The sequence below is a fragment of the Pseudomonas sp. L-22-4S-12 genome (genome assembly GCF_009799935.1).
Classification (GTDB): domain Bacteria; phylum Pseudomonadota; class Gammaproteobacteria; order Pseudomonadales; family Pseudomonadaceae; genus Aquipseudomonas.
Map to the genome: position 1 here is coordinate 1,409,385 of NZ_WELL01000001.1, position 25,611 is coordinate 1,434,995.

Below are 25,611 nucleotides of genomic sequence, written 5' to 3' on the forward strand. Positions count from 1 at the left end.
AGAGAAAGCACACCCGACATCCGGGTCTCGCTGCGCGAGACTCCCTTCGTTCCATCATTGCTCCAGGGGCCCGCCGCGAAGGGCCATCCCTGGCCCATCGCGGCTCTCGCGGCATCCATGCCGCTCAACCCCTTGCGCAACGATTCCACTCAGCCTCCTGACGGGACCCTGTCCCGGCCCGACCTCCAATAGTTCTATTTGAGTCATTGGCTGGCACCAGGTGCGGGCCGCACTGCGAGTTCTCGTAGTGCGGCCGATACTCGGACTTGCAGTGTTGTTTCCATCTGGTGGGGGCGTTTCTGGAACAGGCCATGAGCTTTCGGGTTGATCACATGGGCCTGACCATTGGTGGGGCGCTGTGTGCTTTTCACGAACCAGCCTGGCAGTGCCACTACTGGTACGACGCTGACCTGTTCACCTACTTTGCCGTGCAACCACTTGCTCAACTCGCCTGCCACCGCCTGGGCTTGTTGCACCGGTAGTTGCTCGGTGGTGCCGCCAGCGAAGCGAATGGCATTGCCGTCGTACTCAGCCTGCGCGCCTTCCTTGCCTTTGATCGACAGGCGCTTGGAACGGTACTTGGTTTCGATGGCGTACACGCCGGTGGGGCCGACCAGAACATGATCGATGTTGCCGCGCTTCATCGGCAGGTCATTGAATAGCTGCCAGCCTTCGGATAGCAATGGTGTGAGTAGTTGTGCGGTCGCCAACTCGCCTTCCAGCCCACGTTTTGTTGTGCTGATGGTTCGCAGGATCTTCAGAATTTTCCAAAGCGACCAGCCTACTCCACCGAGAATCGTTAGTACGGCAATAACTGCTGTGGCACTGAACTTGATGCGTGCTGGATCGACCCAGCTGTTGAGCAGCACTAGCAGTCCAATTGCCGGTACGAACATTGATGCTGCAAAGACGCCACACAGATCGAAGATGCTGTCGCGGAAGCGCTCATTCAACGTTTCTCCTGGCAGTCGCAGAAGGTCGTCAACCAGAGGGCTTTTTCTGTCCTCCCGTTCGAGGCGTTTCAGGTAAATGAAAATTCCTGCACATGGCACCAGCATGCAGATGGCAGGAAGGAGTGCGATCAGCCAGCTTGGCATTCAGATGTCCTTAAACATGGGGTGTGTACAGCGGGCCAGTCGACGACTCGTTGTCCGGGTAATCCTGGTTCGCGTCATGCGTGCAGACTCCCCGTCAGGAGGCCGAGCGTAGGTGTTGCGTAGGGGGACGAGCCGCATGGATTCGGCGAGAGGCTTAAAGGGCCAGGGATGGCCCTTGTAAGCCGGCCCCCGGAGCGGCACCGGAGGGAGGGGAGTTTCGCGTAGCGAAACCCGGATGTCGGGCGCGCTTTCTCTTTGGTTACTTTCTCTTTGCGCGCGCAAAGAGAAAGTGACTCGCCGTGCAAGGCGAAACCTGTAGCCGAAAGCCGAGGAAAGCGTACCGGGCGAAACACCGAGAGGGCGCCAACTCCCAGCGCCCAACCCATGAAACGTGATGGCACAGGTTGGTAATACAGCGCGGCGTCACTGGCCATAAGCGCATCCCTGCAAGTCGATACCCGACCTTACTGCGAAATCCTGGCCCAAGGCCATAGCTGACTAGCCCGTCAGCACTCCCGACGCTGCCGCAACCGGCCCGGAAGCCCCTTAGTTCACCCAGTGCGCCTCCCGCACCACCATGTACAGAAAGCCCTGCTCACTCGGCGCCCGGTAGGCACCGATGGCGCCCAGCTGCCTGGCCATCACCGCCGTCATCTCCCAACCATCGACCGGGTCCGCCGGCCAGATGGCACACGCCAGCTTCAGATAGTTCAACGCCTCGCCCAACTCGCGCACCTCCTGAGACCGGGCCTTGACCGGCGCCAGGAACGACTCGTTCGCCCAGGCCCACATCCAGGTGTCGGAATGGCTGGAGAAGGTGCCGACAAAATCCACCGCGCACGCCACCACCGGCTTGCCGCCATCGGAGAAAACCAGCTGGCCGCTCTCCTGGTACCAGTCCCAGCGCTCGTGCTCGCCGACCCGGAAGGTCGTCATGAAGCTGTCCTGCTGCGCCTGCAGATAATCGAAGCTGTCGGCGATCAGCCCGTCGAGGGCCTCCTCGTCCTGCCGCCAGTTGCGCGCGCGGATCTGGCAATAACACCCCGCACACACCAGACGGATGCCGGCGAACGCCTCGGCGCGGGCATTCCATTCGCCTTCCTGCTCCAGCACGGCATCGCACTGGTCGCACCAGGCATCCGGGTAGGCGGCGTCGGGCTGCTCCGGGTCGTAACCCTGGTTGAAGCCCAGGCCCTCGCCGTGCTGCAGGTGCTGGCAGATAAAGGTCGGGGGCGTGGCGCCATGCTCGCCACATTCCACCTGCTGCTGGTCATCGCTCATGGCCTCTCCTTGAATCATGCGCTGCCGCCAGGGCGGAGCGGGCCAGCGCCTCGGGGCTGGTTGGTTACTTGCCGGGCTTGCGGTTGCGGGCGTACAGCGACTTGCCGCCGGTGGCGGTGGCGCCGCGCTCCTGCAGCTCGAAGCGGGCGTTGTTGGCCTTGATCAGGTCGCTGAGTTTCCTGTGGCCGTACAGGCGCGAGTCGAAGTCCGAACGCAGCTTGCTGATATTGGTGCCGAGGATGCCCAGGGCGCACCAGCCGTCCTCGTCGGAGTTGTCGTCGATGACCTTGGCGATGAACTCAACCGGCACCTTCTGCGCCTTGACCTTGGCCGAGGCGGGCGTGGCGGCGGCTTTGCTGCCTGCGCTGGTGGCCGGCGCCTGCGGGGCGGCGGGGGCGCTGGTGGGGGCTTCGACCTCGGCGGGTTCGGCGTCGTCGCGCAGCAGTTCGGTGTAGATGAACTTGTCGCAGGCGGAGACGAACGGTTTGGGCGTCTTCTGTTCGCCGAAGCCGATCACTTCCAGGCCTTCCTCGCGCAGGCGCGCGGCCAGGCGGGTGAAGTCGCTGTCGCTGGAAACCAGGCAGAAGCCGTCGAAGCGCCGGGTGTAGAGCAGGTCCATGGCGTCGATGATCAGCGTGCTGTCGGTGGCGTTCTTGCCGGTGGTGTAGGCGAACTGCTGCATGGGCTGGATCGAGTATTCCAGCAGCACCTTCTTCCAGCCGCCCAGTTGCGGGCCGGTCCAGTCGCCGTAGATGCGCTTGACGCTGGCGATGCCGAACTTGGCGATTTCCTCGAACAGGCCTTCGACTATGGCGGCGGAGGCGTTGTCGGCGTCGATCAGCACCGCGAGGTGCTTCTGCTGGCGGCTGGTGGTGGGCTTGAGGGCCATGCTTCGTCCTTGCGGCGGGTGTGCGTCGACCTTACTGCGATTCGCCCCGTTCTGGCCATCCCGACAATCTGCAGCGCCGCCCGGCAGGCCCGGTCTAGACTTGCCAGCCAGGCGCCGGAAGGGTTCTGGCGCCATCAGGAGTGCGCGGCGGCGCAGCAGGAGAGGGACATGCCGACTTTCAAGGTGGATTTGTTGAATGGCCAGGAGGCCGGACGCAGTAAGAATCTGGTGATTTTTCAGCGGCAGGAGCAATCGCCGGCGGACCCGCAGATGCTTGCCTGGCGGGCGCTGCCCGACGTGGCGCGGCCGGCCGGACCCTTTGCCTACGAGCTATCGCTGGATTTCCAGGTGACCGCCAACGGGAGCAGCGCGGGCGGAACGCCGCAGCCGGGCAGCGGCCCCGCTGGCGGAGGGCCGAGTCTGCCAGTGCTGGGGCCGTTCAGCCTCGTTGCGCCACCGGGCACAGGGTTCGGCCCTGTCGCCCCGAGCGTGCCGGGCGACAGCCGGGGCGTCGGCGCTGGCATCTTCGCGCCGGAGCTGAGGAGCGGCCTCGGGTACGGACCCGGCGCCTGCTTGCCGGGCACGCCAGCGTCGCTGGCCGGGCCGGTCTACACCCTGGAGTGCTTTCCCGGCGCGGCTGATGCAGCGGCGGGCGGCAGTGGGGATATTTCGCGGCTTGCGTCTACCAACGGTGCCCGCGATAGTCGCGGTAGCCGCCGTGGCGATGGTGCCGATGGTGGTGGCGGTGATACGGATAGCGGTAGTACGGGCTGATCACCACCCGATAGGGCGAGTAATGCATGGGGTAGTACACCTGCTGCGGCGGGTAGTACACCACGTGCGGCGGCGGGGCATACACGCCCACCGGGTAGCCGGCACCGATGGCACCGCCGACCAGCCCGCCAACGACCGCCCCGGCAATCACGGCATCGCGATCCGACGCCTGGGCCGGTTGCTGGCCCAGCAGCGTCAGGCTGGCGATCAGGACAGCGACGAGGTGAATACGCGCAAGCATGACCGAACCTCCTCTGCGACCGGGTGGCGCCGGTTAAACATATCGACCACCGCCCCGGGCGAAGATTCGCCACCGCCCATCCGCCGTGCCAACCCCGCCCCGTAGAGGCGGCCTCGGTCGCGTACCCCGCGCAAAAGCCGGGGGCAGCCCCGCGCCTGTGCGCCAGATGCGTTGGGCTTCGCTGCGCTCAACGCCAACCTACCCATGACCTAAGCGCTGGCCCGCGCAAGAAAAAGCCCCGCAGGTGCGGGGCTTGGGTTTACCAGCGACGGTCGTGGTGGCGGTGATGGTGGCGATGGCCGTGCCCATGCCGGTGGTGGCGCGGCACGTAGTACACCGGGCCGGACGTGTAGTAGACCGGGCGCGGCTCGTAATACACCGGCTGCGGCGGGTAGTAGGCCACCGGCGGCGGCGAGTAGTACACCGGCTCCGGCTCGTAGACCCGCACCGGCCGGGTGTGGCTGGCGATGACGCCGCCGACCACTGCCCCTAGCACCACGCCGGCGGCTACGTCGCCGCTGTCTGCCGCGTGTGCCGGAGCCTGGCCGAGCAGGGCCAGGCTGACAATCAGGCCGGTGATAAGGGGAAGACGCGCACGCATGTTCGAAACTCCTCTGGAGACCGGGCGTTCCCGGTTACAGGGTTCGACTGCGGGGCCTGGGATAGTTTCCAGCGGCAATGTAAAGCCTGTGTAAAAGCGCCGCGCGCGGTGCCCGTTCAGTTGCCGCCGGCTTTGCTCGCGGCGCCTGGGCTGAGCTGTGCGCAGAGCCTGCTGTTTATGAACGTGCTGCCGCTGCAGCGCCAGGGCGGGCTTGTACGGATTGGTGGTGAGAAAGCTTCGTAAAATATATTGGACTATGGGCTGCGGAAAAATATTCTTTGTCGCGTGCGAGTCCTTGCCGTTAGCAGGTTGCAGGCCGTTTTTGCAAAGCAAACCGGTCTTAAATCCGTGTGCCATGTTTGACATATTTTACGGCTTTGGCAGACTGGCTAGCAGGTTCCGACTGCCAACAGGCCGGCTCGGGCAGACGACCAGCGCTCGCCGGCTTTCTCCGGCGGGGCGTTCCAGGGCTCTACGACAGGCCCGTGGAAGGGGTGTTGCCCAAGCCGCTCGCCCTGTGCGTGACAGTTACCGAACCTGCAAAAACAGGTAGCGCCCGGCCGATGCCGCGCACCTGCACAGCAATGACGGGCCCCGGCCCGTCCCAAGGTGACGTATGTCTAACAACAACACTGCAAGCCCCGCGAAAACTCCCCGCAAACCCGTCGTCCTGATGTCCATGGGCAGCCAGGAACGCAAAGGTCATGACTACCAGGTGATGACCCACAAATACATCGTGCCGCTGGTCGAGCTGTCCGGTTGCGTGCCGCTGCTGGCGCCGACCTGCTGCGGCAGCGATGACCTCGAGCAGTACCTGGACATGGTCGATGGCGTGTACCTCACCGGTGCCGGCAGCAACATCGACCCGAGCCTGTACGGCCAGGACAACCTGACCCCCGGCAAGGCCCAAGACCGCGACCGCGACCTGTTCGACCTGCCGCTGATCCACGCGGCTATCGCCCGCGGCCTGCCGATCTTCGGCATCTGCCGCGGCATGCAGGAAATCAACGTGGCCCTGGGCGGCGACATGCACCAGAAGGTCTACGAGGAGCCGGGCTACGGCGATCACCGCGAAGACACCGACGATCCGGTTGAGGTGCAGTACGCCGAAAGCCACGGCGTGCGCCTGGTACCGGGCAGCTGGCTGGCCAAGCTGATGGGCCGCGAGGAAATCCGCGTCAATTCCCTGCACGGGCAGGCGATCAAGACCCTGGGCGCAGGCCTGGAGGCGCTGGCCCATGCCGAGGACGGCCTGATCGAGGCGATCCACGCGCCGCAACTGCCGCAGTTCACCTTGGCGGTGCAGTGGCACCCGGAATGGCGCGCGGCGAGCAACCCGGAGTCGGTGAAGATCTTCCAGGCCTTCGGCGAAGCCTGCCGTCAGCGGGCCGCGCAAGGCTCCCGCTAAAAGCCCTCACGACCTGCCACGTGGCCCCGGATGCACGCCGGGGCGCGTCGGCACGTCGGCCTTTCATTCCCAGCGTTTATAGATGGCCTGCAGCCTGCCGCTGTCCTGCAGGCGGCGCAGGGCATCGCCGAATAACCTGGCCCTGGCCTGATCGCCCTTGGCGAACGCCACGTAGCGCGGCATTTCCACCAGGGGGTGCGGCAGGATGCGCACGTTGTCCTGGGCGCGCTGCTCGCGCACGAAGTACAGCAGCTGGGTGCGGTCGCCGACGATGATGTCGATGCGCCCGGCCAGCAGCATGGAAACCAGCTGCCGCGGGTTCTGCGCGCTGGTGTCGCGGGCCAAGTCGGCCTGATCGAATGTCGACTCGTAGGCATAGCCGCGGACCTGGCCGATCACGTAGGGGGCCAGGTCGTCCAGCCGCTGCCAGTCCCGGATCGCGGTCTTGTGGCTGGTCATGAACACGGTGGAGCCGGTGCGGATCGGCCCGGCCAGTTCGTACTGGGCCATGCGCTCGGGGGTGCCGGCGAACTGGAAGGCCATCTGCGCCTCGTGCCGGTCGAGCATGCGCTTGACCCGTTCCCAGGGATACAGGCGCAGGGTGTGGGCCACCTTGGCTTCGTCCAGCACGGCGTTGACCAGCTCGACATCCAGGCCTTGCGGCGTGTCGCTGTCGACCGCCACGAAGCTGTAGGGGGCGAACTGTTCGTCGCCGACCACGTGCCAGGGTTCGCCGCTGGCGAGCGGGCTGAGGGCGAGAAACAGGCAGAGGAGTGCGTTGCGCATGACCATCTCCGGGCACCAGGCGCGGCCCCGTGGCGGGCCTGTAGGGCTGATGCTAGACAAACTGGCGGAGACTTGCGCAGTGGCGACCCGGGCGGGTCGCCAGGCTGTGACGGGTCAGACTTTCTTGACGAATTCCGACTTCAGCTTCATCGCGCCGATGCCGTCGATCTTGCAGTCGATGTCGTGGTCGCCGTCGCACAGGCGGATGCCCTTGACCTTGGTGCCGACCTTGACCACCAGGGACGAACCCTTGACCTTGAGGTCCTTGATCACGCTGACGGTGTCGCCGTCCTGCAGCACGTTGCCGACCGCATCCTTGATCACCTTGGCGCCTTCGTCCGCGCTTTGCGCCGCGCCATCGGCGGACCACTCATGGGCGCATTCCGGGCAGACCAGCTGGGTGCCGTCTTCGTAGGTGTATTCGGAGTTGCATTTGGGGCAGGGCGGCAAAGTGCTCACGGCGGATCCTCGGTTCGGGGGACTAAAAGCCGCATATTGTATGAGGATTTGCCGGCTTTTTCAGGTTTGTGCCGCGCTCGGCCCTGGAAGCCGCGTGGTCCGCGGGCTGGGCTCAGGGCGCGGGCAGCGGTTGGGGCCAGTTCAGGGTGCCGCTGTCGCTGAAGCGGGTGCCGCCGAACAGGCCGCCGGCCAGCTTGCCGCGCAAGCTGTAGGGCAGCCCCTGGCCCTGCCGGTGACCGGCCGCGGCCCAGGCCTGGCGCATGGCGGAGAAGGCGGAAATGCTCACCGGTATGCGCACCAGCGCCTCGCCGTAGCGCGGCACCTGGCCGCGCTGGTCGCTCACGCCGCTGGCCAGTGGCTGGTCGTTGATGTCCAGTTCGAGGGCCGCGCCGTCGAAGTCGAGCGGCTGGTCGTTGGGGTTCTGTACCCGCAGGACCACGGCCAGGCGCATTTCCATGCCCTGGCCGGGCAGTGGTTCCAGGCCGACCAGATCGACGTGCAACGGGTCGCGCGGCAGCAGTGCGGCGCAGCCGCCCAGCAGCAGGCCGAGCAGGACGCAGAGCAGGGCCTGCGGCACGCGGGGTGTGGCCATCCGCTTGGTTCCGGGCATGCTTCCTCCAGGGGCTGCGGCGCCAAGGCCACTGTTGGGCCAAGGCGCCGGTTGGGCGCTACAGAGTTCGACCGGGCGACGCGCCTGCACAGGGAAAATATAAGCTATGTATCTGTTACGCGTTGCTACGCCGCGCTGTTGTTTGGCTCAAGCGCTCGCGGTGGCTGCTCTGGCTGTTCGTGGGAGCGAATTCATTCGCGATCAGGGCCTACGCCGAGCGGCCTGTTTATCGCGGATAAATCCGCTCCCACTCAAGCGCGATGGCCTGTGCAACACGCTATTGGGACATAGCCAAAATATAGGCACTGTCCCACCCCTGTGTGGTATGGGGCGGGTGTGGATTGCCCCGTGTTTTGCGGCGTGCATGCGCGGGTAGGTTGGCGTTGAGCGTAGCGAAGCCCAACAGCCGGGGCCGGAGCGTTGGACTTCGTCGCCTTGCGACTCAAGCCAACCTACGGCTATCGCCCTGGCAACACGCAATGGGGAGAGAAGCAAAAGGTTAGTCGTACTCGGCCTCGACATGCTCGCCCAGCAGGCGCCGCTGTCGTGCCGTGCAGGCGGCGAGCACCGCGGGGTTGAAGCGCCACTCCAGGTAGGGCGAGAACTTCTGCGCGACCATGCGCCGGCCGTAGTGGACCTGCAGCAGGTAGCGGCTGCGCGTGGGGCTGAGGTTGCGGCTGCCGGCGTGCCACAGCTCGCTGCGCAAAAACAGCACGTCGCCGGCCCGGCACAGCACCGGTTCGAGCGGGCGGCCCTGCCAGGTGCTTTCCCCGGGGGCCGGCTGGCGGCCGGCGCGGTGGCTGCCGGGGATGACCCGGGTGGGGCAGAGCTCGGCATCGATGTCGTCGAGGTAGAGCTGGGCGGTGCAGATCTGCATCGGCAGCTGGAAGCTCGGGTCGGCGAGCAGGGCGGGCGGCAGCTCCATCACCAGGTAGTCGAGGTGCAGCTCGCTGCCGATGAAGCCCGGATGGCTGCGCCAGGCGGTCTGGCCGATGATGTGGCAGTCGCTGCCCAGCGCCGCCTCGGCCAGTTCGATCACCCCGGGCAGGTCGAGGTAGGGCAGCCACAGCGGGTCGCGGTTGAACACGCATTTGTAGTGGTCGAGCAGGCCGGAGTAGTCCCAGTGCTGCGGGCGCAAGGCGTCGATGGCCTGGTGCAGTTCGGCGATCTGGCGGCCATCGAGGATGCCGGGCAGCAGCACGAAGCCCAGGTCGTGCAGGGCTTGCAGCTGCGCGCCGGTGGTGGCTGGGGCGCTGGGCATGCTGGGGGCTCCCGTGGCAGTGGCCTGCCACCATGCTGGCACGAAGGCACGGGCCTGGGAATGCCGGGCGCGGGCGACTTTCTCGCGGGCAAAAAAAGACCCGGCAAAGTGCCGGGTCAATAACCGTGATTAGCCTGATGAGGAGATAATCTGAAGAGCCGACTGCTTGGCTGCCCAGCTTACCGGCTGATCTCGCGATCAGTTGAGTCAATAATAACGATTCTCATTTTGGTGTCAATGCTTTATGAGAATTATTTTCGATTGGCCGTCTGCACCGGGAAAACAAGGCTATGTCCCAATAGCGTGTTGCACAGGCCATCGCGCTTGAGTGGGGGCGGATTTATCCGCGATAAACCGGCCGCTCGGCGTAGGCCCTGATCGCGAATGAATTCGCTCCCACGAACAGCCAGAGCAGCCACCGCGAGCGCCTGAGCCAAACAACGGCGCGGCGTAGCAGCGCGTAACAGGTAATAGCTAAAAACAAACCCCGGCGCGGGGCCGGGGTTGCTGGGGGACTGGCTGACGCCTCAGAGCCTTAGGCTGGTTCGCGCTGCAGACGCAGTTGGGTGACTTCCTTGTTCAGCAGGTCGATGCGCCGGGCCATGCTCTCGATCAGGCTGTGGGCGATGCGCGGGTTGCTCTGCATCAGGCTGAGGAACTGGTCCTTGGGGATGACCATGACGGTGCAGGGCTCGCTGGCGATCACCGTGGCGCTGCGCTTCTCGCGGGTGAACACGGCCATGGCGCCGAAGATCTCGTCCTTCTGCACGTCGCCGACCTTCTGCCCGTCGACATGGGCTTCGGCGTGGCCTTCGATGATGACGAAGACGTGGTCGGCCTCGTCGCCCTGGTGGATCAGTTCTTCGCCGGCGGCGAAATGCTGGAAGCCGGTGGACGGGCGCAGTTCCGGCTGCTTGAGGCGCGCCAGGGCGTCGGAAAGCAGGGCGGTATGGCCGATCAGGTACTGGATCAGCAGCTCCTGGCGCTGTTCGCTGGCGTTGATGTGGCGGAACACGTCGGCGCGGGCGTAGGGCGTCAGGGTCAGCTGTTCTTCGCTGCTGTAGCGGCAGCTGGGCAGGTCGTGGCCCTGGCGCAGGCCGACCAGGTCGCCTTCCTGCAGGTAGAACAGCGGGCGCTCGTCGACCAGCGCATGCAATAGGCCGTTGTTGATGATGTACAGCTGGTTGCCGGGCAGGATCTGCGCCAGGTCTTCGACCTGTTCGAGACGCAAGGGCGCGCCGCTGGGCTGCAGGCCTTCGAGCAGCTGTGCAGGAATGCTCTGCAGGCGTTGGATCAGCTGGTCGGCGTAGGCCGGTTGCTCCCCGAGTAGGTACATGACTCAAATTCCTTGAACTGGCTGGACTGACGATAAGGCACGCACGCCCCGGCAACAATAGATGGCGCCGCACGCCAGGTAAATCGCGGCGCTTGGAGGTTGTGAGCTAGCTCTTGTTGCTTGTTGCGAGGGAGTCGACCTTGCCGTTCAGTTCGGCCTTGTGCGCGGGCGGCAATTCGCTCCAGTGCACATCCAGCAGCGCCCCTTCGATGGCATAGAGCAGCACCTTGGAGGCGCGGAAGCCGCGCGCGCGCACGGCCCGATAGGCGTCTACCGCGCCGAGGCGGCGCAGGTCGCTGGCGCTGTGGATGCCAACGGCATGCAGCCATTGCGCCGAGGTCTTACCGAGGTTCTTCAGGTGTTGTAGTTCATCGTTCATTGCGCCTCCGTGCGTTGCTGCGCAGCTACTGATGAGTGTTATTGGGCAAACCTGCAAGGAAGTGTAGCGGCCAGCGGACAAAACGCCGTTGACCTGGGTCAGCCCAGATTTCTTCCAGGCGCGGGCGCAGGTCGCGCAGCGGGTCGCGGCCACTGGCCTGTTGCAGGCGCTGCACGGCCGACCAGGTGCCGAGGTAGCCGAGCAGTTGCGGCAGATCCCACTGCAGTTCGATGGCGCAGGGCGGCGGCTGCAGGCGCGGGAACGGCGCCTGGATGTCGCGATAACCGGCGTCGACGCTGGCCCGCCCGGGCGGCCAGTAGGGGCCGAGGGTGCGCTGGTAGAAGTCGTCGAGCACGGCGTCCAGCTGGCTGTCGATGCGCAGCAGGCCGTAGCACCAGGCGCAGAACAAACCGTCGGGCTTGAGCAGGCGGCGCACTTCGGCGAAGAAGGCCGGGGTGGCGAACCAGTGCAGGGCCTGGGCGACCACGATCAGATCGATGCTGGCAGCGGCCAGGGGCTGGGCCTCGGCGCTGGCGGCGAAGCAGGCGATGCCGTGCAGGTCGGTGGCGGCGCGCAGCTGCTCGACGCTGCCATCGCAGGCCAGCACCTGGCGGAAGTGGCGGCGCAGCGGGCAGCTGGCCTGGCCACTGCCGCAGGCGATGTCGAGTGCGCGCGCGTGGCCGGGGCTGTTGGCGGCCAGCCAGTCGAACAGGGCGGTCGGGTAGTGCGGGCGGAAGCTGGCGTAGGCGTCGGCGCGGGCACCGAACAGGCGGGCGACTTCGCTCATGGGCCGCCTCAGCGGGTGCGATAGCGCAGGCGGGTACCGAAGTTGAGCGACATGAGGATCTCGTCGGCGCTCAGCTCGGCCGGGAAGTAGGCCCCGGAGATCTGCGCATGGGCGATGCTGGCGCCTTCCAGGCAGGCCTGGCGCAGGTCCAGGCCGCGCAGGTCGGTGCCGCGGAAGTAGGCGTCGGAGAAGTCGATGCCAGCGGCATCCAGCAGGCGCAGGTCGATACCGCGAAAATCGCCGCCCTTGAGGTCGACCGGTTTGTCCTTGGGCTTTTGCGCGTTGAAGTCGCGCACCTGCTCCGAGTGGATCAGGCGGTACAGCGGGCAATCGAGCTGGCGTGGCTGGCTCATGGAGGGCTCCGGGCAGGGTTCGACGCCAGTATAGAAGCTGTGCGCCGGCCTGCCCGGAGTGCGCAGTCAGAGCCCGGGCAGGCGCTGGCGGATGCGCTCGACCAGGCTGTCCAGGCTGGCGCTGTCGTGGGTGTCGACGCGCTTGCTGTGCGCCTGCTCGTCCTCGTCGAGGGGCTCGCGGCTGGCCTGCTGGGCCGCGATCACTTCCAGGGTGGCATCGGAGGGGTCGTTGCCTTCGCTCTGGCGCTGCTGCAGCCAGCCGGCGATCACCGCCTGCGGCGCCTGGCAGTCGAGGATCAGGAAGGGATCGCCGTTCTGTTCGGCGACCTGCCAGGCGGCGGCGCGCTGGGCGCGCTTGAGGTAGGCGGCATCGAGCACCACCGGGAAGCCGGCGTGCAGGGCCTGCTCGGCCAGCTGGTGCAGGCGCTGGTAGGTGGCGCTGCTGGCCTCGGCACTGTAGATGCCGGCATGCAGCTCGCCCCGGGCGGCGGCCGGCTGGTCGCCGAACAGGCGCTTGCGCTCGACGTCGGAGCGGATGCGGATGGCGCCCAGAGCCTCGACCAGGCGCATGGCCACGTGGCTCTTGCCGACCGCCGAGACGCCCGTGGTGATGGCCAGGAACGGCGTGGGGATGGCGCTGTAGCTTTCCGCCAGGTTGGCGTAGTTGCGGTACTGGCGCAGGGTGGCGGCGCGCTGTTCGGCGTCGCTCTGGTGCGCCAGGCTGAACAGGGCGACCTTGGCCCGCACCAGCGCGCGGTAGGCCTTGTAGAAGTTGAGCAGCTCCAGTGCCGCGTAGTCGCCGCTGTGTTCCAGCCAGGCGCTGACGAAACGTCGGGCCAGGGCCTTGAGGCCGCGGTCTTCCAGGTCCATGGCGAGGAAGGCGGCGTCCGAGGCGATGTCGATCAGGCGGAACGGCTCGTTGAACTCGATGCAGTCGAACAGCACCACCTGGCCGTCCAGCAGGGTGGCGTTGCCCAGGTGGATGTCGCCATGGCATTCGCGGATCGAGCCGTTGCCCGCGCGCTGGGCCAGCAGCGGCTCCAGGCGGGCGAAGCTGGCCTCGGTCCAGGCTTCCAGGGCGTCGACCTGGCGCAGGTCGGCGGCTTCGCCGAGCATTGGGCGGATCTGTTCGAAGTTCTGCCGCATCGGCGCCATGATCGCGCCGGGCGAGCACAGCGGGTGGCTGGCGGGCACGGCCGGGGTGCGGCCGTGGAAGTCGGCGATCTGCTTGGCCAGGGCGTCGATATGCGCGGCGCTCAGTTCGCCCCGCGCCTGCACGGCACTGAGCAGCTGGCTCTGCGGGAACTGGCGCATCTTCAGGGCGTATTCGATGACCGGGCCGTCGCCGCCGAGCTGCGGCGCGCTCTCGCTGCCGGTGATCGGCAGCACGTCGAGGTACAGGCCCTGGGTCAGGCGCTGGTTGAGGCGCAGTTCTTCGCCGCAGAAGTGCTGGCGGGCGTCCAGGCCGGTAAAGTCGAGGAAGCCGAAGTTGACCGGTTTCTTGATCTTGTAGGCGAAGGGGCCGGTGAGCAGCACCCAGGAGATGTGCGTCTCGATGACCTGGAACCCTTCCACCGGGTGGGGGTAGAGGGCCGGGTTCTGCAGGGCGGCAATCAGGGCTTGGCTCACGGTCATTCCTTGCTTTTCGGGTGTTTCGGAAGCGGCATTATGGCCGCTGTGCGGCGCTCTGCAAACCGCCGGGGCGCGCCTGTTGGGCCTCGGCAAAGTGCGTATAATGCCGCGCCATGACTCGTTCCCGTACTCCGCGCAAAAGCGCCAAGCGCCGCTCCGGCGCCTCCCGTCCCTGGCTTGGCTGGGCTCTCAAACTCGCATTGGTCGGCCTGGTTGTGCTCGCCGGCTTCGCCGTGTACCTGGATGCCGTGGTGCAGGAGAAGTTTTCCGGCAAGCGCTGGACCGTGCCGGCCAAGGTCTACGCGCGGCCGCTGGAGCTGTTCGTCGGGCAGAAGCTGGCCAAGCAGGACTTCCTCACCGAACTGGACGCCCTCGGCTACCGCCGCGAAAGCGCGGCCGACGGCCCGGGTGCGGCGGTGGTCAACGGCAACGTGGTCGATCTGCATACCCGCGGCTTCCAGTTCTATGAAGGCGCCGAGCCGGCGCAGCGCCTGCGCGTGCGCTTCTCCGGCGCTTATGTGGCCGGGCTCAACCAGGGCAACGGCAGCAAGCTCGATGTCGCCCGCATGGAGCCCTTGCTGATCGGCGGCCTGTACCCGGCGCACCATGAAGACCGCATCCTGATCAAGCTGGAGCAGGCTCCGCCCTATCTGGTGGAAACCCTGGTGGCGGTGGAAGACCGCGACTTCTTCAACCACTTCGGCGTTTCGCCCAAGGGCATCGCCCGTGCCGTCTGGATCAACGCCACCGCCGGGCAGTTGCGCCAGGGCGGCAGCACCCTGACCCAGCAGCTGGTGAAGAACTTCTACCTGACCAGCGAGCGCAGCCTGACCCGCAAGGCCACCGAAGCGATGATGGCGGTCCTGCTGGAGCTGCACTACGACAAGAAGGAAATCCTCGAGGCCTACCTCAACGAGGTGTTCCTCGGCCAGGACGGCCAGCGCGCGGTGCATGGCTTCGGCTTGGCCAGCCAGTATTTCTTCAGCCAGCCGTTGGGCGAGCTGAAGCTGCACCAAGTCGCGCTGCTGGTCGGCATGGTCAAGGGGCCGACCTATTTCAACCCGCGGCGCTTCCCCGAGCGCGCCCTGGAACGGCGCAATCTGGTGCTCGATCTGCTCGAACAGCAGGGCGTGGTCAGTGCCGAACTGGTGGCCCATGCCAAGCAGCAGCCGTTGGGCGTGACCCAGCGCGGCAGCCTGGCCGACAGTTCGTTCCCGGCCTTCCTCGACCTGGTCAAGCGCCAGCTGCGCGAGGATTACCGCGACGAGGACCTGACCGAGGAAGGGCTGCGCATCTTCACCAGCTTCGACCCGATCCTGCAGCTCAAGTCCGAGGCGGCGCTGAGCGAGACGCTCAAGCGCCTGGGCGGGCGCAAGGGGGTGGACGAGGTCGAGGCGGCGATGGTGGTGACCAATCCGGAGAATGGCGAGATCCAGGCCATGCTCGGCAGCCGTCAGCCGCGTTTCGCCGGCTTCAACCGGGCCCTGGATGCGGTGCGACCGATCGGCTCGCTGATCAAGCCGGCGGTCTACCTGACGGCGCTGGAGCGGCCCAGTCAGTACACCCTGACCAGCTGGCTGGCCGATGAGCCATTCTCGGTGAAGGGCCAAGACGGACAAGTCTGGCGCCCGCAGAATTACGATCACAAGGCCCACGGCACCATCTATCTGTATCAGGGCCTGGCCAATTCCTACAACCTGTCGACCGCCAAGCTCGGCCTGGAACTGGGCGTGCCGAATGTACTCAAAACTCTTGAGCGCCTGGGTGTGGATCGCGAGTGGCCAGCCTACCCGTCGATGCTGCTGGGCGCGGGGGCGCTGAGTCCGATGGAAGTGGCGACCATGTACCAGACCCTGGCCAATGGCGGTTTTAATACGCCGTTGCGCGGCATTCGCAGCGTGCTGACGGCCGAAGGCGAACCGCTCAAGCGCTATCCCTTCCAGATTCAGCAGCGTTTCGACGCCGGTGCCATCTACCTCACCCAGAACGCCATGCAGCGGGTGATGCGCGAGGGTACCGGGCGCTCGGTATACAGCCAGCTGCCGTCGTCGCTGACCCTGGCCGGCAAGACCGGTACCAGCAACGACTCGCGCGATAGCTGGTTCGCCGGGTTCAGTCAGGATCTGCTGGCGGTGGTCTGGCTCGGTCGTGACGATAACGGCAAGACGCCGCTGACCGGCGCCACCGGTGCGCTGCAGGTGTGGACCGGGCTGATGGCCAAGGCCGACCCGCTGCCGCTGGACATGCCGCAGCCGGACAATGTCACCCTGGCCTGGGTGGATGCTGCGACGGGGCAGGGCTCGGCGCCGGGTTGTCCGAATGCGGTACAGATGCCGTATATTCGCGGCAGCGAGCCGGCCCCGGGCGCAGCCTGTGGCATGGCGCCGGATGAGGCGGTAATGGATTGGGTACGCGGCTGGCTCGACTGAGTCCGCCCAGAGTGAGGAAGCGAATGAGCAAGTGGTGGTTGTGCGCGGTTGTAGCCTCGACGGTGTTGAGCGGTTGTACCACTGTGCAGCGGGGATCGATCCCGGTCGTGGATGCCAGCGGTTCGTTGCAGGCGGATGAGCAGGGGGCGGGCGATTATCAGCCGGCTACTGCGGCGGCGCAGGCGCAGAGCCTGCCGCAGGACTCCGGTGTGGTGGTCATGGTGCCGGGCGGGGTTTCCTCGGCACCGCTGCAGACCTATCCGGACGGCAGCAGTTCCATGCCTTCCAGTATCAGTTCGGCGCCGCTCAGCAGCGGGCCGATTTCCTCGGCTGGCAGCTACCAGCCCAGCGCGCCGAGCATGCCCAGCGGCATTCCCTCCGGCGGCAGCCTGACTGCGGACGAGCAGCTCGATGGCCCGGTGCTGGCGCTGCTGACCACTGCCCAGCAGCAGCAGAGCAGTGGCGATCTGAATGGTGCCGCCTCCAGCCTGGAGCGTGCCCAGCGCATTGCGCCGCGCGAGCCGCAGGTGCTGTATCGCCTGGCCGAGGTGCGCCTGGCCCAGGGGGATGCGGCCCAGGCCGAGCAGTTCGCCCGCCGTGGCCTGACCCTGGCCAGTGGTCGTCCGGCGCTGCAGGCCGGTCTGTGGGGCTTGATTGCCCAAGCGCGTGAGCGCCAGGGTGACCCGGCCGGTGCCGCCCAGGCGCGCGAGCGGGCCAAGGTCAACCTGTGATGGATGCACGCTTGCCGGCAATAGCCCAGCAGCTGCTGCTGATCGAGCGTGAGTTGCGCGTGCTCGGCTGGTGGATGGCGACGCCGCCGTCAGACGAAGCGCTGGCCAGTCAGGAACCTTTCTGCGTGGACACCCTGCCGTTCGAGGCGTGGCTGCAGTGGGTGTTCCTGTTGCGGATGAGGGCGCTGGTCGAATCGGCCGGGCCGTTGCCCCGTGCGTCGGGTATCCGGTTCATGGCCGAGCAGGTCTATGCGGGGCAGGAGGGACGAGTGCTCGCCCTGCTCGATGCGCTGGGCGAGTTCGATCGGTTGATCGGCGAGGCGGGTTGAGGCGCGGAGTTAGGCGACTTACTGGCAGTTTTCCTTGATCGCCGCTTCGCTCTTGCTCATGCGGTCCTGGCGCTCTTCTTCGGTTATGCGGCGGACTTCATCGCCGACCTTGACCCGCACGCGTGGGTTCGCCTTCATCTGAGCAAGGTCTTTGCGAACCTGCTCGCAGTAAGTATCCAGTTCTTTTTGGTGCTTGGCGGCAGCCTGTCTGGCTTCCTGGTCAAGCGCCTCCTGCTTGGCATCTGCTTGGGGGGCGTCCAGTTTGGGTGTGGCGGCCGGTGGAGCAATCTTGGGTTGGGTGATATTGGGGTTCACCTCCGCAGCCGCTTGGCCCTCGGGCGGCTGCGCGCCAAAGTGCGTGTTGCCCTGGGCGTCTACCCATTTGTAGATCTGGCCGGCCGAGGCAGTAGCGCTCAGGGCGAGCAGCAGGCTGCCCGTGAGAATCATGCGACGCATGTTGTGTCCTTGTATTGGCTGCGGAACCTGGTGGCTACTATAACCAAAACCCGGCAAACGTCATCCTGCGCCGCATCACAGCTATCGGACGAAGTTTCCGTGCGCGATAACTTGACTTAGTGTGCACGAATCAGAACAATCCCAGGCTCTGCTGTAGTGGAGTCCGCCGCAAGTGTCCTCCAGCTCAGCGAAAAAAGGCGCTACCCGTGCCGACCCCCGTTACACCCGCAACGCGTTACCTCGCGCTGGGAAGGAGGGGCCCCGCAAGATTGGGCCGTTCCGCTACACGTCAAGCAGACCTCGTAGTACCCGCGACCACAGTCGCCGCCCGTTTGCTGACCTGTAAGACCTACTTCAAGGACCACTCGTTGACGGGTGGTAATCTGGCGTTCTAGAGGTGAACAACGTGGAGCTTTTATCCGGCGCTGAAATGGTCGTCCGCTCTTTGCGTGACGAAGGCGTGAAGTACATCTATGGGTACCCGGGCGGTGCCCTCCTGCACATCTACGATGCCCTGTTCAAAGAGCCGGAAGTGACCCATATCCTGGTGCGTCACGAGCAGGCTGCTACCCACATGGCCGACGGCTATGCCCGCGCCACCGGCAAGCCCGGCGTGGTGCTGGTGACCTCCGGCCCAGGCGCGACCAATGCCATCACCGGCATCGCTACCGCCTACATGGACTCGATTCCGATGGTCATCATTTCCGGTCAGGTGCCCAGCACCGTGGTCGGTACCGATGCCTTCCAGGAAACCGACATGGTCGGTATTTCCCGTCCGATCGTGAAGCACAGCTTCATCATCAAGCATCCTTCGGAAATCCCCGAAGTGATCAAGAAGGCCTTCTACCTTGCCCAGTCCGGTCGCCCCGGTCCGGTGGTGGTGGATATTCCCAAGGACATGGGCGATCCGTCGCAGAAGTTCGAATACAGCTACCCGAAGAAGGTCAAGCTGCGCTCCTACAGCCCGGCTACCCGTGGGCACTCCGGGCAGATCCGCAAGGCGGCCGAGATGCTTCTGGCGGCCAAGCGTCCGGTGCTCTACTCCGGCGGCGGCGTGATCATGGGTGGCGCTTCCGAGCCGCTCACCGAACTGGCCAAGATGCTCAACATCCCGGTGACCAACACCCTGATGGGCCTCGGCGCCTTTCCCGGCAGCGATCGTCAGTTCGTCGGCATGCTCGGCATGCACGGCAGCTACACTGCCAACCTGACCATGCACCACGCCGATGTGATCCTGGCTGTCGGTGCGCGTTTCGATGACCGCGTGATCAACGGCGAGACCGGCGCCAAGTTCTGCCCGAACGCCAAGATCATCCACATCGACATCGACCCGGCTTCGATCTCCAAAACCATCAAGGCCGACATCCCGATCGTTGGTCCGGTGGACAGCGTGCTGACCGAGATGGTCGCCATCCTCAAGGAAATCGGCGAGACCCCGAACAAGGAAACCGTCGCCAACTGGTGGAAGCAGATCGACGAGTGGCGCGGCAGCGGCCGCCTGTTCCCCTACAACGAGGGCGACGGCAGCATCATCAAGCCGCAGACCGTGATCGAGACCCTCAGCGAAGTGACCAAGGGCGATGCCTTCATCACCTCCGACGTCGGCCAGCACCAGATGTTCGCGGCGCAGTACTACCGCTTCAACAAGCCGAACCGCTGGATCAACTCCGGCGGCCTGGGCACCATGGGCTTCGGCTTCCCCGCAGCCATGGGTGTCAAGCTGAACTTCCCGGAGGCCGACGTGGCCTGCGTCACCGGCGAAGGCAGCATCCAGATGAACATCCAGGAGCTGTCGACCTGCCTGCAGTACGACCTGCCGGTGAAGATCGTCAACCTGAACAACGGTGCCTTGGGCATGGTTCGCCAATGGCAGGACATGCAGTACAGCAGCCGTTACTCGCACTCGTACATGGAATCGCTGCCTGACTTCGTCAAGCTGGCCGAGGCCTATGGTCACGTGGGCATGCGCATCACCGACCTGAAAGACCTCAAGCCGAAGATGGAAGAAGCCTTCGCCATGAAGAACCGCCTGGTGTTCCTCGACATTGCCGTGGATACCAGCGAGCACGTGTACCCGATGCAGATTCGCGGCGGTGCCATGCGTGACATGTGGCTGAGCAAGACGGAGCGGACCTGAACATGCGCCATATCATCTCCCTGTTGCTGGAAAACGAACCCGGCGCCCTGTCGCGCGTGGTTGGCCTGTTCTCCCAGCGCAACTACAACATCGAAAGCCTGACCGTGGCGCCGACCGAGGACCCGACCCTGTCGCGTCTGACGCTGACCACCGTAGGCCACGATGATGTGATCGAGCAGATCACCAAGAACCTCAACAAGCTGATCGAAGTGGTCAAGCTGGTGGACCTGTCGGAAAGCGCCCACATCGAGCGCGAGCTGATGCTGGTCAAGGTCAAGGCCACCGGTGCCCAGCGCGCCGAGGTCAAGCGCACCACCGACATCTTCCGCGGGCAGATCGTCGACGTGACCAGCAGCGTCTACACCATTCAGCTGACCGGTACCAGCGACAAGCTGGACAGCTTCATCCAGGCCATCGGCACCGCGTCGATCCTGGAAACCGTACGCAGTGGTGTCACCGGCATTGCCCGTGGCGACAAGGTCTTGAGTATCTGACCGGCATGCCGCAGAGAGCCCCGCCCAGTGCGGGGCTTTTTATTTCTGGCGATTCCAGAAGGCGGCGATCAGCGGTTCCTTGAGGCGCTTTTGCAGGGCAAACAGGCCGATGTCGTACGCGGTCAGTGGGGGCTGGATGTCGTAGATGCGAATGCGCGCGGTCAGTGGGCTGTTGTCCAGCACGATCTGTGGCACCACGCCGATACCGAATCCCAGGCTCACCATGCTGACGATGGCTTCATTACCGCTCACCTGGGCGTAGATGCGCGGTTTGATGCCATGGCTCTTCAGCCAGCGGTCGGTGCGCGTCCGCGCCAGCCCCTCTTCCGACAGAATCATCGGTACGTCCCGCCAGGTCTCTGCGCTGGGGTGCTTCAGCTGTTCGTCGCTGAGCAGTTGGGATGACTGTGGGCCGATGAAGCGCAACTCGGAGCGAGCTATGGGTTGGAATTCGATGTCGGCCGGCAAGCTGTCCGGGCGAGCGCCGATGGCGAGGTCTTCCAGTTCCTGCTGCACGCGCTCGACGGCCTTGGCCGGATCCCCGGTATGCAGCTTCATTTCGATGCGCGGGTAGTTCTGGCGGAAGCTGCTGAGAATGTCGTACAGAAAGCTGTAGCTGGCCGTGACCGAGCAATACAGGGAGAGCTCGCCGTGCAGGATCTGTTGGTCCTGTTTGAATGTCTGGCGGATGGCCTGCCAGCCGTTCACTACCTCCTGGGCGTATTCGCGAAACTGCTGTCCCTCGCGGGTCAGGCGAACCGAGCGATTGTCACGCAGGAATAGCGGGGCGCCGAGTTCATCTTCGAGTTGTTTGATGCTGCGGCTGAGGGCCGAAGGGCTGACATGCTGTTCGCGGCTGGTTTTGCCGAAGTGCAGGTTGTCTGCCAAAGAAAGAAAAAGCCTGAGTGCGTGGCTATCCATAATCGTTTCGTATATCGGCACGTTGTGTTGCAAATATATCATTTTACGCAATGGGGAGGATCGCTTAAGGTGCGTCCCTAGCGGTGCTGCGCACCTCACTCCATTCGTTTCAGAAGAGCCAAGACCATGAAAGTTTTCTACGACAAAGACTGTGACCTCTCGATCATCCAGGGCAAGAAAGTTGCCGTTATCGGCTACGGCTCCCAGGGTCACGCCCAGGCGTGCAACCTGAAGGACTCCGGCGTCGACGTCACCATCGGTCTGCGCAAGGGCTCCGCCACTGTCGCCAAGGCCGAAGCCCATGGCCTGAAAGTGACCGACGTGGCCACCGCCGTTGCCAACGCCGACCTGGTCATGATCCTCACCCCGGACGAATTCCAGGGCCGTCTGTACAAGGACGAGATCGAGCCGAACATCAAGAAGGGCGCCACCCTGGCCTTCTCCCACGGCTTTTCGATCCACTACAATCAGGTCGTACCGCGTGCCGACCTCGACGTGATCATGATCGCGCCGAAAGCCCCGGGCCACACCGTGCGTTCCGAGTTCGTCAAAGGCGGCGGCATCCCTGACCTGATCGCCATCTACCAGGACGCTTCCGGCAACGCCAAGAACGTCGCCCTGTCCTACGCCGCAGGCGTCGGTGGCGGCCGTACCGGCATCATCGAAACCACCTTCAAGGACGAGACCGAAACCGACCTGTTCGGTGAGCAGGCCGTTCTCTGCGGCGGTTGCGTCGAGCTGGTCAAAGCCGGTTTCGATACCCTGGTTGAAGCCGGCTACGCGCCGGAAATGGCCTACTTCGAGTGCCTGCACGAGCTGAAGCTGATCGTCGACCTGATGTTCGAAGGCGGCATCGCCAACATGAACTACTCGATCTCCAACAACGCTGAGTACGGCGAGTACGTGACCGGTCCGGAAGTCATCAACGCTGAATCCCGTCAGGCCATGCGCAACGCTCTGAAGCGCATCCAGGACGGCGAATACGCCAAGATGTTCATTACCGAAGGCGCGGCCAACTACCCGTCCATGACCGCCTACCGTCGCAACAATGCCGCGCACGGCATCGAAGTGGTCGGCGAGAAGCTGCGCGCGATGATGCCGTGGATTTCCGCCAACAAGATCGTCGACAAGACCAAGAACTAAGTCTTTCGACGTTCGAAAAAGACGCGGCTCCGGCCGCGTTTTTTTATGCTCGCTTCGGGCTTCTGGTATAAAGCCCATTCGTTTGCAGGGCGCTGGCGAACCTGGCTCGCCGGCTCCGGTCGAAGTCCAATCAAACCGTTGCAAGGTATTGTTCATGAACGAACGTCCCGAGGAATCCGGCAAGGCCCCCGAAGAGGAGAGCCTCCTGCCCATCGATGAACATGTGGAAGAAGGGCAGGACGCCGAAGGCCGCAAGGTTCGTCATCGCGGCATCTACCTGCTGCCCAACCTGTTCACCACTGCCGCCCTGTTTTCCGGGTTCTACGCCATCGTCAATGGCATGAACGGGCAGTTCGATCATGCCGCCATCGCCATCTTCGTGGCCATGGTGCTCGACGGCCTGGATGGGCGCGTGGCGCGCCTGACCAATACCCAGAGTGCATTCGGAGCCGAATACGACTCGCTGTCGGACATGGTCGCCTTCGGTGTGGCGCCGGCGCTGGTCGCCTTCGAATGGGCGCTGGGCAGTCTGGGCAAGGTCGGCTGGATGGTGGCCTTCATCTATGTCGCCGGTGCGGCGTTGCGTCTGGCGCGTTTCAACACTATGGTCGGCAAGGCCGACAAGCGCTTCTTCATCGGCCTGGCCAGTCCGGCTGCGGCAGCCCTGGTGGCCGGTACCGTATGGGCGTTCAGTGACTTCGGCATCAAGGGCTCGAACATGGCCTTCGTGGTCGCCCTGCTGGTCGCGGCTGCCGGTACCCTGATGGTGAGCAATATCAAGTACCACAGCTTCAAGGATCTCGACCTCAAGGGGCGCGTGCCTTTCGTGGCCATTTTGATCGTGGTGCTGGTGTTCGCCGTGGTCTTCAGCGATCCGCCACGCATCCTGCTGCTGATCTTCGTGGCCTATGCCGCTTCCGGTCCGGTGCAATACTTGTTGCAGCTGCGTCGCCGCAAAGCTGCGCAGTGATGTAATTTCCTGCCGGCTCCGCGGTCTATTGGCGCATCAGTCGTCCTTAACCGCGGAGCCATCATGCTGATCAAAAGCCCTCCCGCATCCGCTGCACGCGAATCCGACGTCACCCCAGAAGCCGTCTATCTGTCACGCCGCAGGTTCATGACCGCTGCCGGTGGTCTGGCGGCTATGGGCGCTTTGTCGCTGCGGGCCGAAAGCCAGCGCTATGTCGATGTCGAGCCCGCTGCCGCTCCCACCTGGTTCGCCGACAAGCTTGCCGAAGTGCGCTGGGGCGCGGTAATCCCCGGTGAAGAGGCGTTGACTCCGTTCAAGGATGTCACTCACTACAACAATTTCTATGAGTTCGGTACCAGCAAGGGCGATCCCGCGCGTTATGCCGACAAGCTTGAAGTGGAGCCGTGGGCGGTGATGATCGATGGGGCGGTCGCCAAGCCGGGGTTGGTGTCCTTGGAGAACCTGGTCAGGCCGCATCAGTTGGAGGAGCGCATCTATCGGCTGCGCTGCGTCGAGGGCTGGTCGATGGTGATCCCTTGGCTGGGCTTCCCTCTGTCCGCGCTGCTCAAGCTGGCCGAGCCGACGGCACAGGCCAAATACGTACGCTTCGAAACCAAGGTTGCAGCCGAGCAGATGGCAGGTGTGCGCTCCGGTTTTTCCCTGATCGACTGGCCTTATGTTGAGGGGCTGCGAATGGATGAGGCCATGCACCCGCTGACCATCCTAGCCGTTGGGCTCTATGGGCGCGTGCTGCCGAATCAGAATGGCGCGCCGCTGCGCCTGGTTGTGCCGTGGAAGTACGGTTTCAAGAGTATCAAGTCGATTGTGCGCATCAGCTTGCTTGAAGACCAGCCCAAAACCACCTGGGAGAGCTTGGCGCCTGACGAGTACGGCTTCTATGCCAACGTCAATCCGAGCGTCGATCACCCGCGCTGGAGTCAGGCCAATGAGCGTCGCCTGCCGGGCAGTCTGTTCCGCCCGAATGTGATTCCGACTCGGATGTTCAATGGCTATGACGAAGTGGCTGCGCTTTACAGTGACCTCGACCTGCGGAAGTACTATTGATGCGCTATCGAAACTGGCGGTTGGCTGTATTCGTCGCGACGACGTGTCCCCTGCTGCTGTGGCTCTATCAGGGCTTGATGCAATCGCTGGGGGCCGATCCCGGCAAGACGCTGGTTGACCGGCTCGGGCTGGGGGCGTTGATTATCCTATTGCTGACGCTGTCGATGACGCCGTTGCGCCGTCTGACGAACTGGGGTGGTTGGATAGCGGTGCGCCGGCAATTGGGGTTGTGGTGCTTCAGTTATGTGCTGCTGCATGTCTGTGGCTACCTGCTGTTTCTTCTCGGGCTGGATTTCACCCAGTTGCTCGATGATCTGCGTGAACGTCCTTACATCATTGTCGGGGCGCTGGCTTTTAGCGGGTTACTTGCCTTGGCGCTGACGTCCAATCAGTACAGCATTCGGCGACTGGGCAAGCGCTGGCGGCAGCTGCATAGGCTCGTCTATTTCATCTTGGGCCTGGCCTTGCTGCATATGCTGTGGGTCGTACGTTCGGATATTGGTGAGTGGCTGCTCTATGCGGTCATTGGTGCTGTGCTGCTGTTGTTGCGTTTGCCAGCTCTGGCGGGCCGCTTATCGGGCCGTTTGGCAGGATTGACGAAGGCTGTGCAATAAAGTGTTGACGGCAAGTTTTGCAGGCCTATAATCCGCACCTCTTCCGGCGCGGCCTTATCTAAAAACTCCTTGATAAACAAAGAGTTAGAAGAAAATAAAAGGTTGCGGCGGTGGCGGATTCGAGTAGAATGCGCCGGGCTGGCAGGGTGGTGGTTTGATCCTGTCGGTGCTTCGGTTCGAAAGAGCTGAAGAGGCTTGAAAGAGGTGGTTGACAGCGAGTTTGAACGCTGTAGAATTCGCCTCCCGCTGATGTGAAGCGTAAAGCGGATCGGAAGCGCAAGCGGTTGAGAAGAAACGAAAAATTCTTCGAAACTGGTTGACAGAAAGAAAGGCTGCTGTAGAATGCGCGGCCTCGGTTGAGACGAAAGCCTTGATCGAAACGCTCTTTAACAACTTGAATCAAGCAATTCGTGTGGGTGCTTGTGGAG

Annotated in this window: 27 protein-coding genes; 10 read left to right on the plus strand and 17 right to left on the minus strand. The window is 64.3% G+C overall.

Annotation, left to right across the window (positions count from 1 at the left end):
• Positions 1 to 203 precede the first annotated feature (203 nt).
• From F3I16_RS06375 to F3I16_RS06395, 5 genes are all read right to left on the minus strand, one after another.
• Positions 204 to 1,097, minus strand: coding sequence for a nuclease-related domain-containing protein (locus tag F3I16_RS06375; RefSeq protein WP_160492853.1), 894 nt, complete (start codon positions 1,095 to 1,097; stop codon positions 204 to 206).
• 546 nt (positions 1,098 to 1,643) lie between these two features.
• Positions 1,644 to 2,378 (minus strand): DUF6882 domain-containing protein, encoded by a 735-nt coding sequence (locus F3I16_RS06380; RefSeq protein ID WP_160492854.1) that lies wholly within the window; start codon positions 2,376 to 2,378, stop codon positions 1,644 to 1,646.
• Between the two features lie 64 nt (positions 2,379 to 2,442).
• Complete coding sequence (locus F3I16_RS06385) at positions 2,443 to 3,267, minus strand: NYN domain-containing protein (RefSeq protein ID WP_160492855.1); 825 nt, start codon at positions 3,265 to 3,267, stop codon at positions 2,443 to 2,445.
• Between the two features lie 682 nt (positions 3,268 to 3,949).
• Positions 3,950 to 4,282 carry a hypothetical protein gene (locus F3I16_RS06390; RefSeq protein WP_160492856.1) on the minus strand — a complete coding sequence of 111 codons (333 nt, stop codon included), beginning with the start codon at positions 4,280 to 4,282 and terminating at the stop codon, positions 3,950 to 3,952.
• 259 nt (positions 4,283 to 4,541) lie between these two features.
• Positions 4,542 to 4,883 (minus strand): hypothetical protein, encoded by a 342-nt coding sequence (locus F3I16_RS06395; RefSeq protein ID WP_160492857.1) that lies wholly within the window; start codon positions 4,881 to 4,883, stop codon positions 4,542 to 4,544.
• A gap of 616 nt (positions 4,884 to 5,499) precedes the next feature.
• Here F3I16_RS06395 and F3I16_RS06400 point away from each other — a divergent pair.
• Positions 5,500 to 6,291, plus strand: a complete 792-nt coding sequence (locus tag F3I16_RS06400) for a gamma-glutamyl-gamma-aminobutyrate hydrolase family protein (protein WP_160492858.1) — start codon at positions 5,500 to 5,502, stop codon at positions 6,289 to 6,291.
• Positions 6,292 to 6,354: 63 nt separating this feature from the next.
• Here F3I16_RS06400 and F3I16_RS06405 read toward each other — a convergent pair whose 3' ends face one another.
• The 9 genes from F3I16_RS06405 to F3I16_RS06445 form a co-directional block, all read right to left on the minus strand.
• Entirely contained in the window at positions 6,355 to 7,077 is a 723-nt protein-coding gene (locus F3I16_RS06405) for an ABC transporter substrate-binding protein (RefSeq protein ID WP_160492859.1), read from the minus strand.
• Positions 7,078 to 7,191: 114 nt separating this feature from the next.
• A complete protein-coding gene (locus tag F3I16_RS06410) occupies positions 7,192 to 7,536 on the minus strand; it encodes a zinc ribbon domain-containing protein YjdM (RefSeq protein WP_160081866.1) in 345 nt (114 codons plus the stop codon).
• Positions 7,537 to 7,648: 112 nt separating this feature from the next.
• On the minus strand, positions 7,649 to 8,128 hold the full coding sequence (locus F3I16_RS06415) for an LEA type 2 family protein (protein ID WP_160492860.1): 480 nt from the start codon (positions 8,126 to 8,128) through the stop codon (positions 7,649 to 7,651).
• A 517-nt stretch (positions 8,129 to 8,645) separates the two neighbouring features.
• Complete coding sequence (locus tag F3I16_RS06420; RefSeq protein ID WP_160492861.1) at positions 8,646 to 9,407, minus strand: phytanoyl-CoA dioxygenase family protein; 762 nt, start codon at positions 9,405 to 9,407, stop codon at positions 8,646 to 8,648.
• Positions 9,408 to 9,942: 535 nt separating this feature from the next.
• Positions 9,943 to 10,743: a cyclic nucleotide-binding domain-containing protein gene (locus tag F3I16_RS06425; protein ID WP_160492862.1), complete on the minus strand. Its 801-nt coding sequence runs from the start codon at positions 10,741 to 10,743 to the stop codon at positions 9,943 to 9,945.
• 106 nt (positions 10,744 to 10,849) lie between these two features.
• Positions 10,850 to 11,122, minus strand: a complete 273-nt coding sequence (locus F3I16_RS06430; protein WP_160492863.1) for a TfoX/Sxy family protein — start codon at positions 11,120 to 11,122, stop codon at positions 10,850 to 10,852.
• 25 nt (positions 11,123 to 11,147) lie between these two features.
• Complete coding sequence (locus F3I16_RS06435; protein ID WP_160492864.1) at positions 11,148 to 11,909, minus strand: class I SAM-dependent methyltransferase; 762 nt, start codon at positions 11,907 to 11,909, stop codon at positions 11,148 to 11,150.
• Between the two features lie 8 nt (positions 11,910 to 11,917).
• Positions 11,918 to 12,262 (minus strand): pentapeptide repeat-containing protein, encoded by a 345-nt coding sequence (locus tag F3I16_RS06440; protein ID WP_160492865.1) that lies wholly within the window; start codon positions 12,260 to 12,262, stop codon positions 11,918 to 11,920.
• A 66-nt stretch (positions 12,263 to 12,328) separates the two neighbouring features.
• Positions 12,329 to 13,891 (minus strand): bifunctional aminoglycoside phosphotransferase/ATP-binding protein, encoded by a 1,563-nt coding sequence (locus F3I16_RS06445; RefSeq protein ID WP_160492866.1) that lies wholly within the window; start codon positions 13,889 to 13,891, stop codon positions 12,329 to 12,331.
• A gap of 116 nt (positions 13,892 to 14,007) precedes the next feature.
• On the opposite strand from F3I16_RS06445, the gene mrcB reads away from it, so the two are divergent.
• Genes mrcB through F3I16_RS06460 form a run of 3 tightly spaced genes read left to right on the plus strand, consistent with a single transcriptional unit; the run spans position 14,008 to position 17,383 of the window.
• Positions 14,008 to 16,323 carry a penicillin-binding protein 1B gene (mrcB, locus tag F3I16_RS06450; protein ID WP_160492867.1) on the plus strand — a complete coding sequence of 772 codons (2,316 nt, stop codon included), beginning with the start codon at positions 14,008 to 14,010 and terminating at the stop codon, positions 16,321 to 16,323.
• A 23-nt stretch (positions 16,324 to 16,346) separates the two neighbouring features.
• Positions 16,347 to 17,054: a M48 family metallopeptidase gene (locus F3I16_RS06455; RefSeq protein WP_160492868.1), complete on the plus strand. Its 708-nt coding sequence runs from the start codon at positions 16,347 to 16,349 to the stop codon at positions 17,052 to 17,054.
• Positions 17,054 to 17,383 (plus strand): YqcC family protein, encoded by a 330-nt coding sequence (locus tag F3I16_RS06460; RefSeq protein WP_160492869.1) that lies wholly within the window; start codon positions 17,054 to 17,056, stop codon positions 17,381 to 17,383. The genes F3I16_RS06455 and F3I16_RS06460 overlap by 1 nt, the downstream gene beginning before the upstream one ends.
• An 18-nt stretch (positions 17,384 to 17,401) precedes the next feature.
• Here the strand turns inward: F3I16_RS06460 and F3I16_RS06465 are convergent, their stop codons facing one another.
• A complete protein-coding gene (locus F3I16_RS06465) occupies positions 17,402 to 17,839 on the minus strand; it encodes a DUF4124 domain-containing protein (RefSeq protein ID WP_160492870.1) in 438 nt (145 codons plus the stop codon).
• Between the two features lie 406 nt (positions 17,840 to 18,245).
• On the opposite strand from F3I16_RS06465, the gene F3I16_RS06470 reads away from it, so the two are divergent.
• Both F3I16_RS06470 and ilvN read left to right on the plus strand, forming a co-directional pair.
• A complete protein-coding gene (locus F3I16_RS06470) occupies positions 18,246 to 19,976 on the plus strand; it encodes an acetolactate synthase 3 large subunit (protein WP_160492871.1) in 1,731 nt (576 codons plus the stop codon).
• A 2-nt stretch (positions 19,977 to 19,978) separates the two neighbouring features.
• On the plus strand, positions 19,979 to 20,470 hold the full coding sequence (ilvN, locus tag F3I16_RS06475; protein ID WP_160081847.1) for an acetolactate synthase small subunit: 492 nt from the start codon (positions 19,979 to 19,981) through the stop codon (positions 20,468 to 20,470).
• A gap of 39 nt (positions 20,471 to 20,509) precedes the next feature.
• On the opposite strand, the gene ilvY is transcribed toward ilvN, so the two are convergent.
• Positions 20,510 to 21,391, minus strand: a complete 882-nt coding sequence (gene ilvY, locus F3I16_RS06480; protein ID WP_160492922.1) for an HTH-type transcriptional activator IlvY — start codon at positions 21,389 to 21,391, stop codon at positions 20,510 to 20,512.
• Between the two features lie 126 nt (positions 21,392 to 21,517).
• On the opposite strand from ilvY, the gene ilvC reads away from it, so the two are divergent.
• From ilvC to msrQ, 4 genes are all read left to right on the plus strand, one after another.
• Positions 21,518 to 22,534 carry a ketol-acid reductoisomerase gene (ilvC, locus tag F3I16_RS06485; RefSeq protein ID WP_160081834.1) on the plus strand — a complete coding sequence of 339 codons (1,017 nt, stop codon included), beginning with the start codon at positions 21,518 to 21,520 and terminating at the stop codon, positions 22,532 to 22,534.
• Positions 22,535 to 22,688: 154 nt separating this feature from the next.
• A complete protein-coding gene (gene pssA, locus F3I16_RS06490; protein ID WP_160081832.1) occupies positions 22,689 to 23,504 on the plus strand; it encodes a CDP-diacylglycerol--serine O-phosphatidyltransferase in 816 nt (271 codons plus the stop codon).
• A gap of 63 nt (positions 23,505 to 23,567) precedes the next feature.
• Entirely contained in the window at positions 23,568 to 24,569 is a 1,002-nt protein-coding gene (gene msrP, locus F3I16_RS06495; RefSeq protein WP_160492872.1) for a protein-methionine-sulfoxide reductase catalytic subunit MsrP, read from the plus strand.
• The gene (gene msrQ / locus F3I16_RS06500; RefSeq protein ID WP_160492873.1) at positions 24,569 to 25,183 is read left to right on the plus strand and encodes a protein-methionine-sulfoxide reductase heme-binding subunit MsrQ; all 615 of its coding nucleotides are present in this window, start codon (positions 24,569 to 24,571) and stop codon (positions 25,181 to 25,183) included. The genes msrP and msrQ overlap by 1 nt, the downstream gene beginning before the upstream one ends.
• A 58-nt stretch (positions 25,184 to 25,241) precedes the next feature.
• Here the strand turns inward: msrQ and F3I16_RS21055 are convergent.
• The coding region (locus F3I16_RS21055; protein WP_256670075.1) for a hypothetical protein at positions 25,242 to 25,611 on the minus strand (370 nt) is incomplete at its 5' end.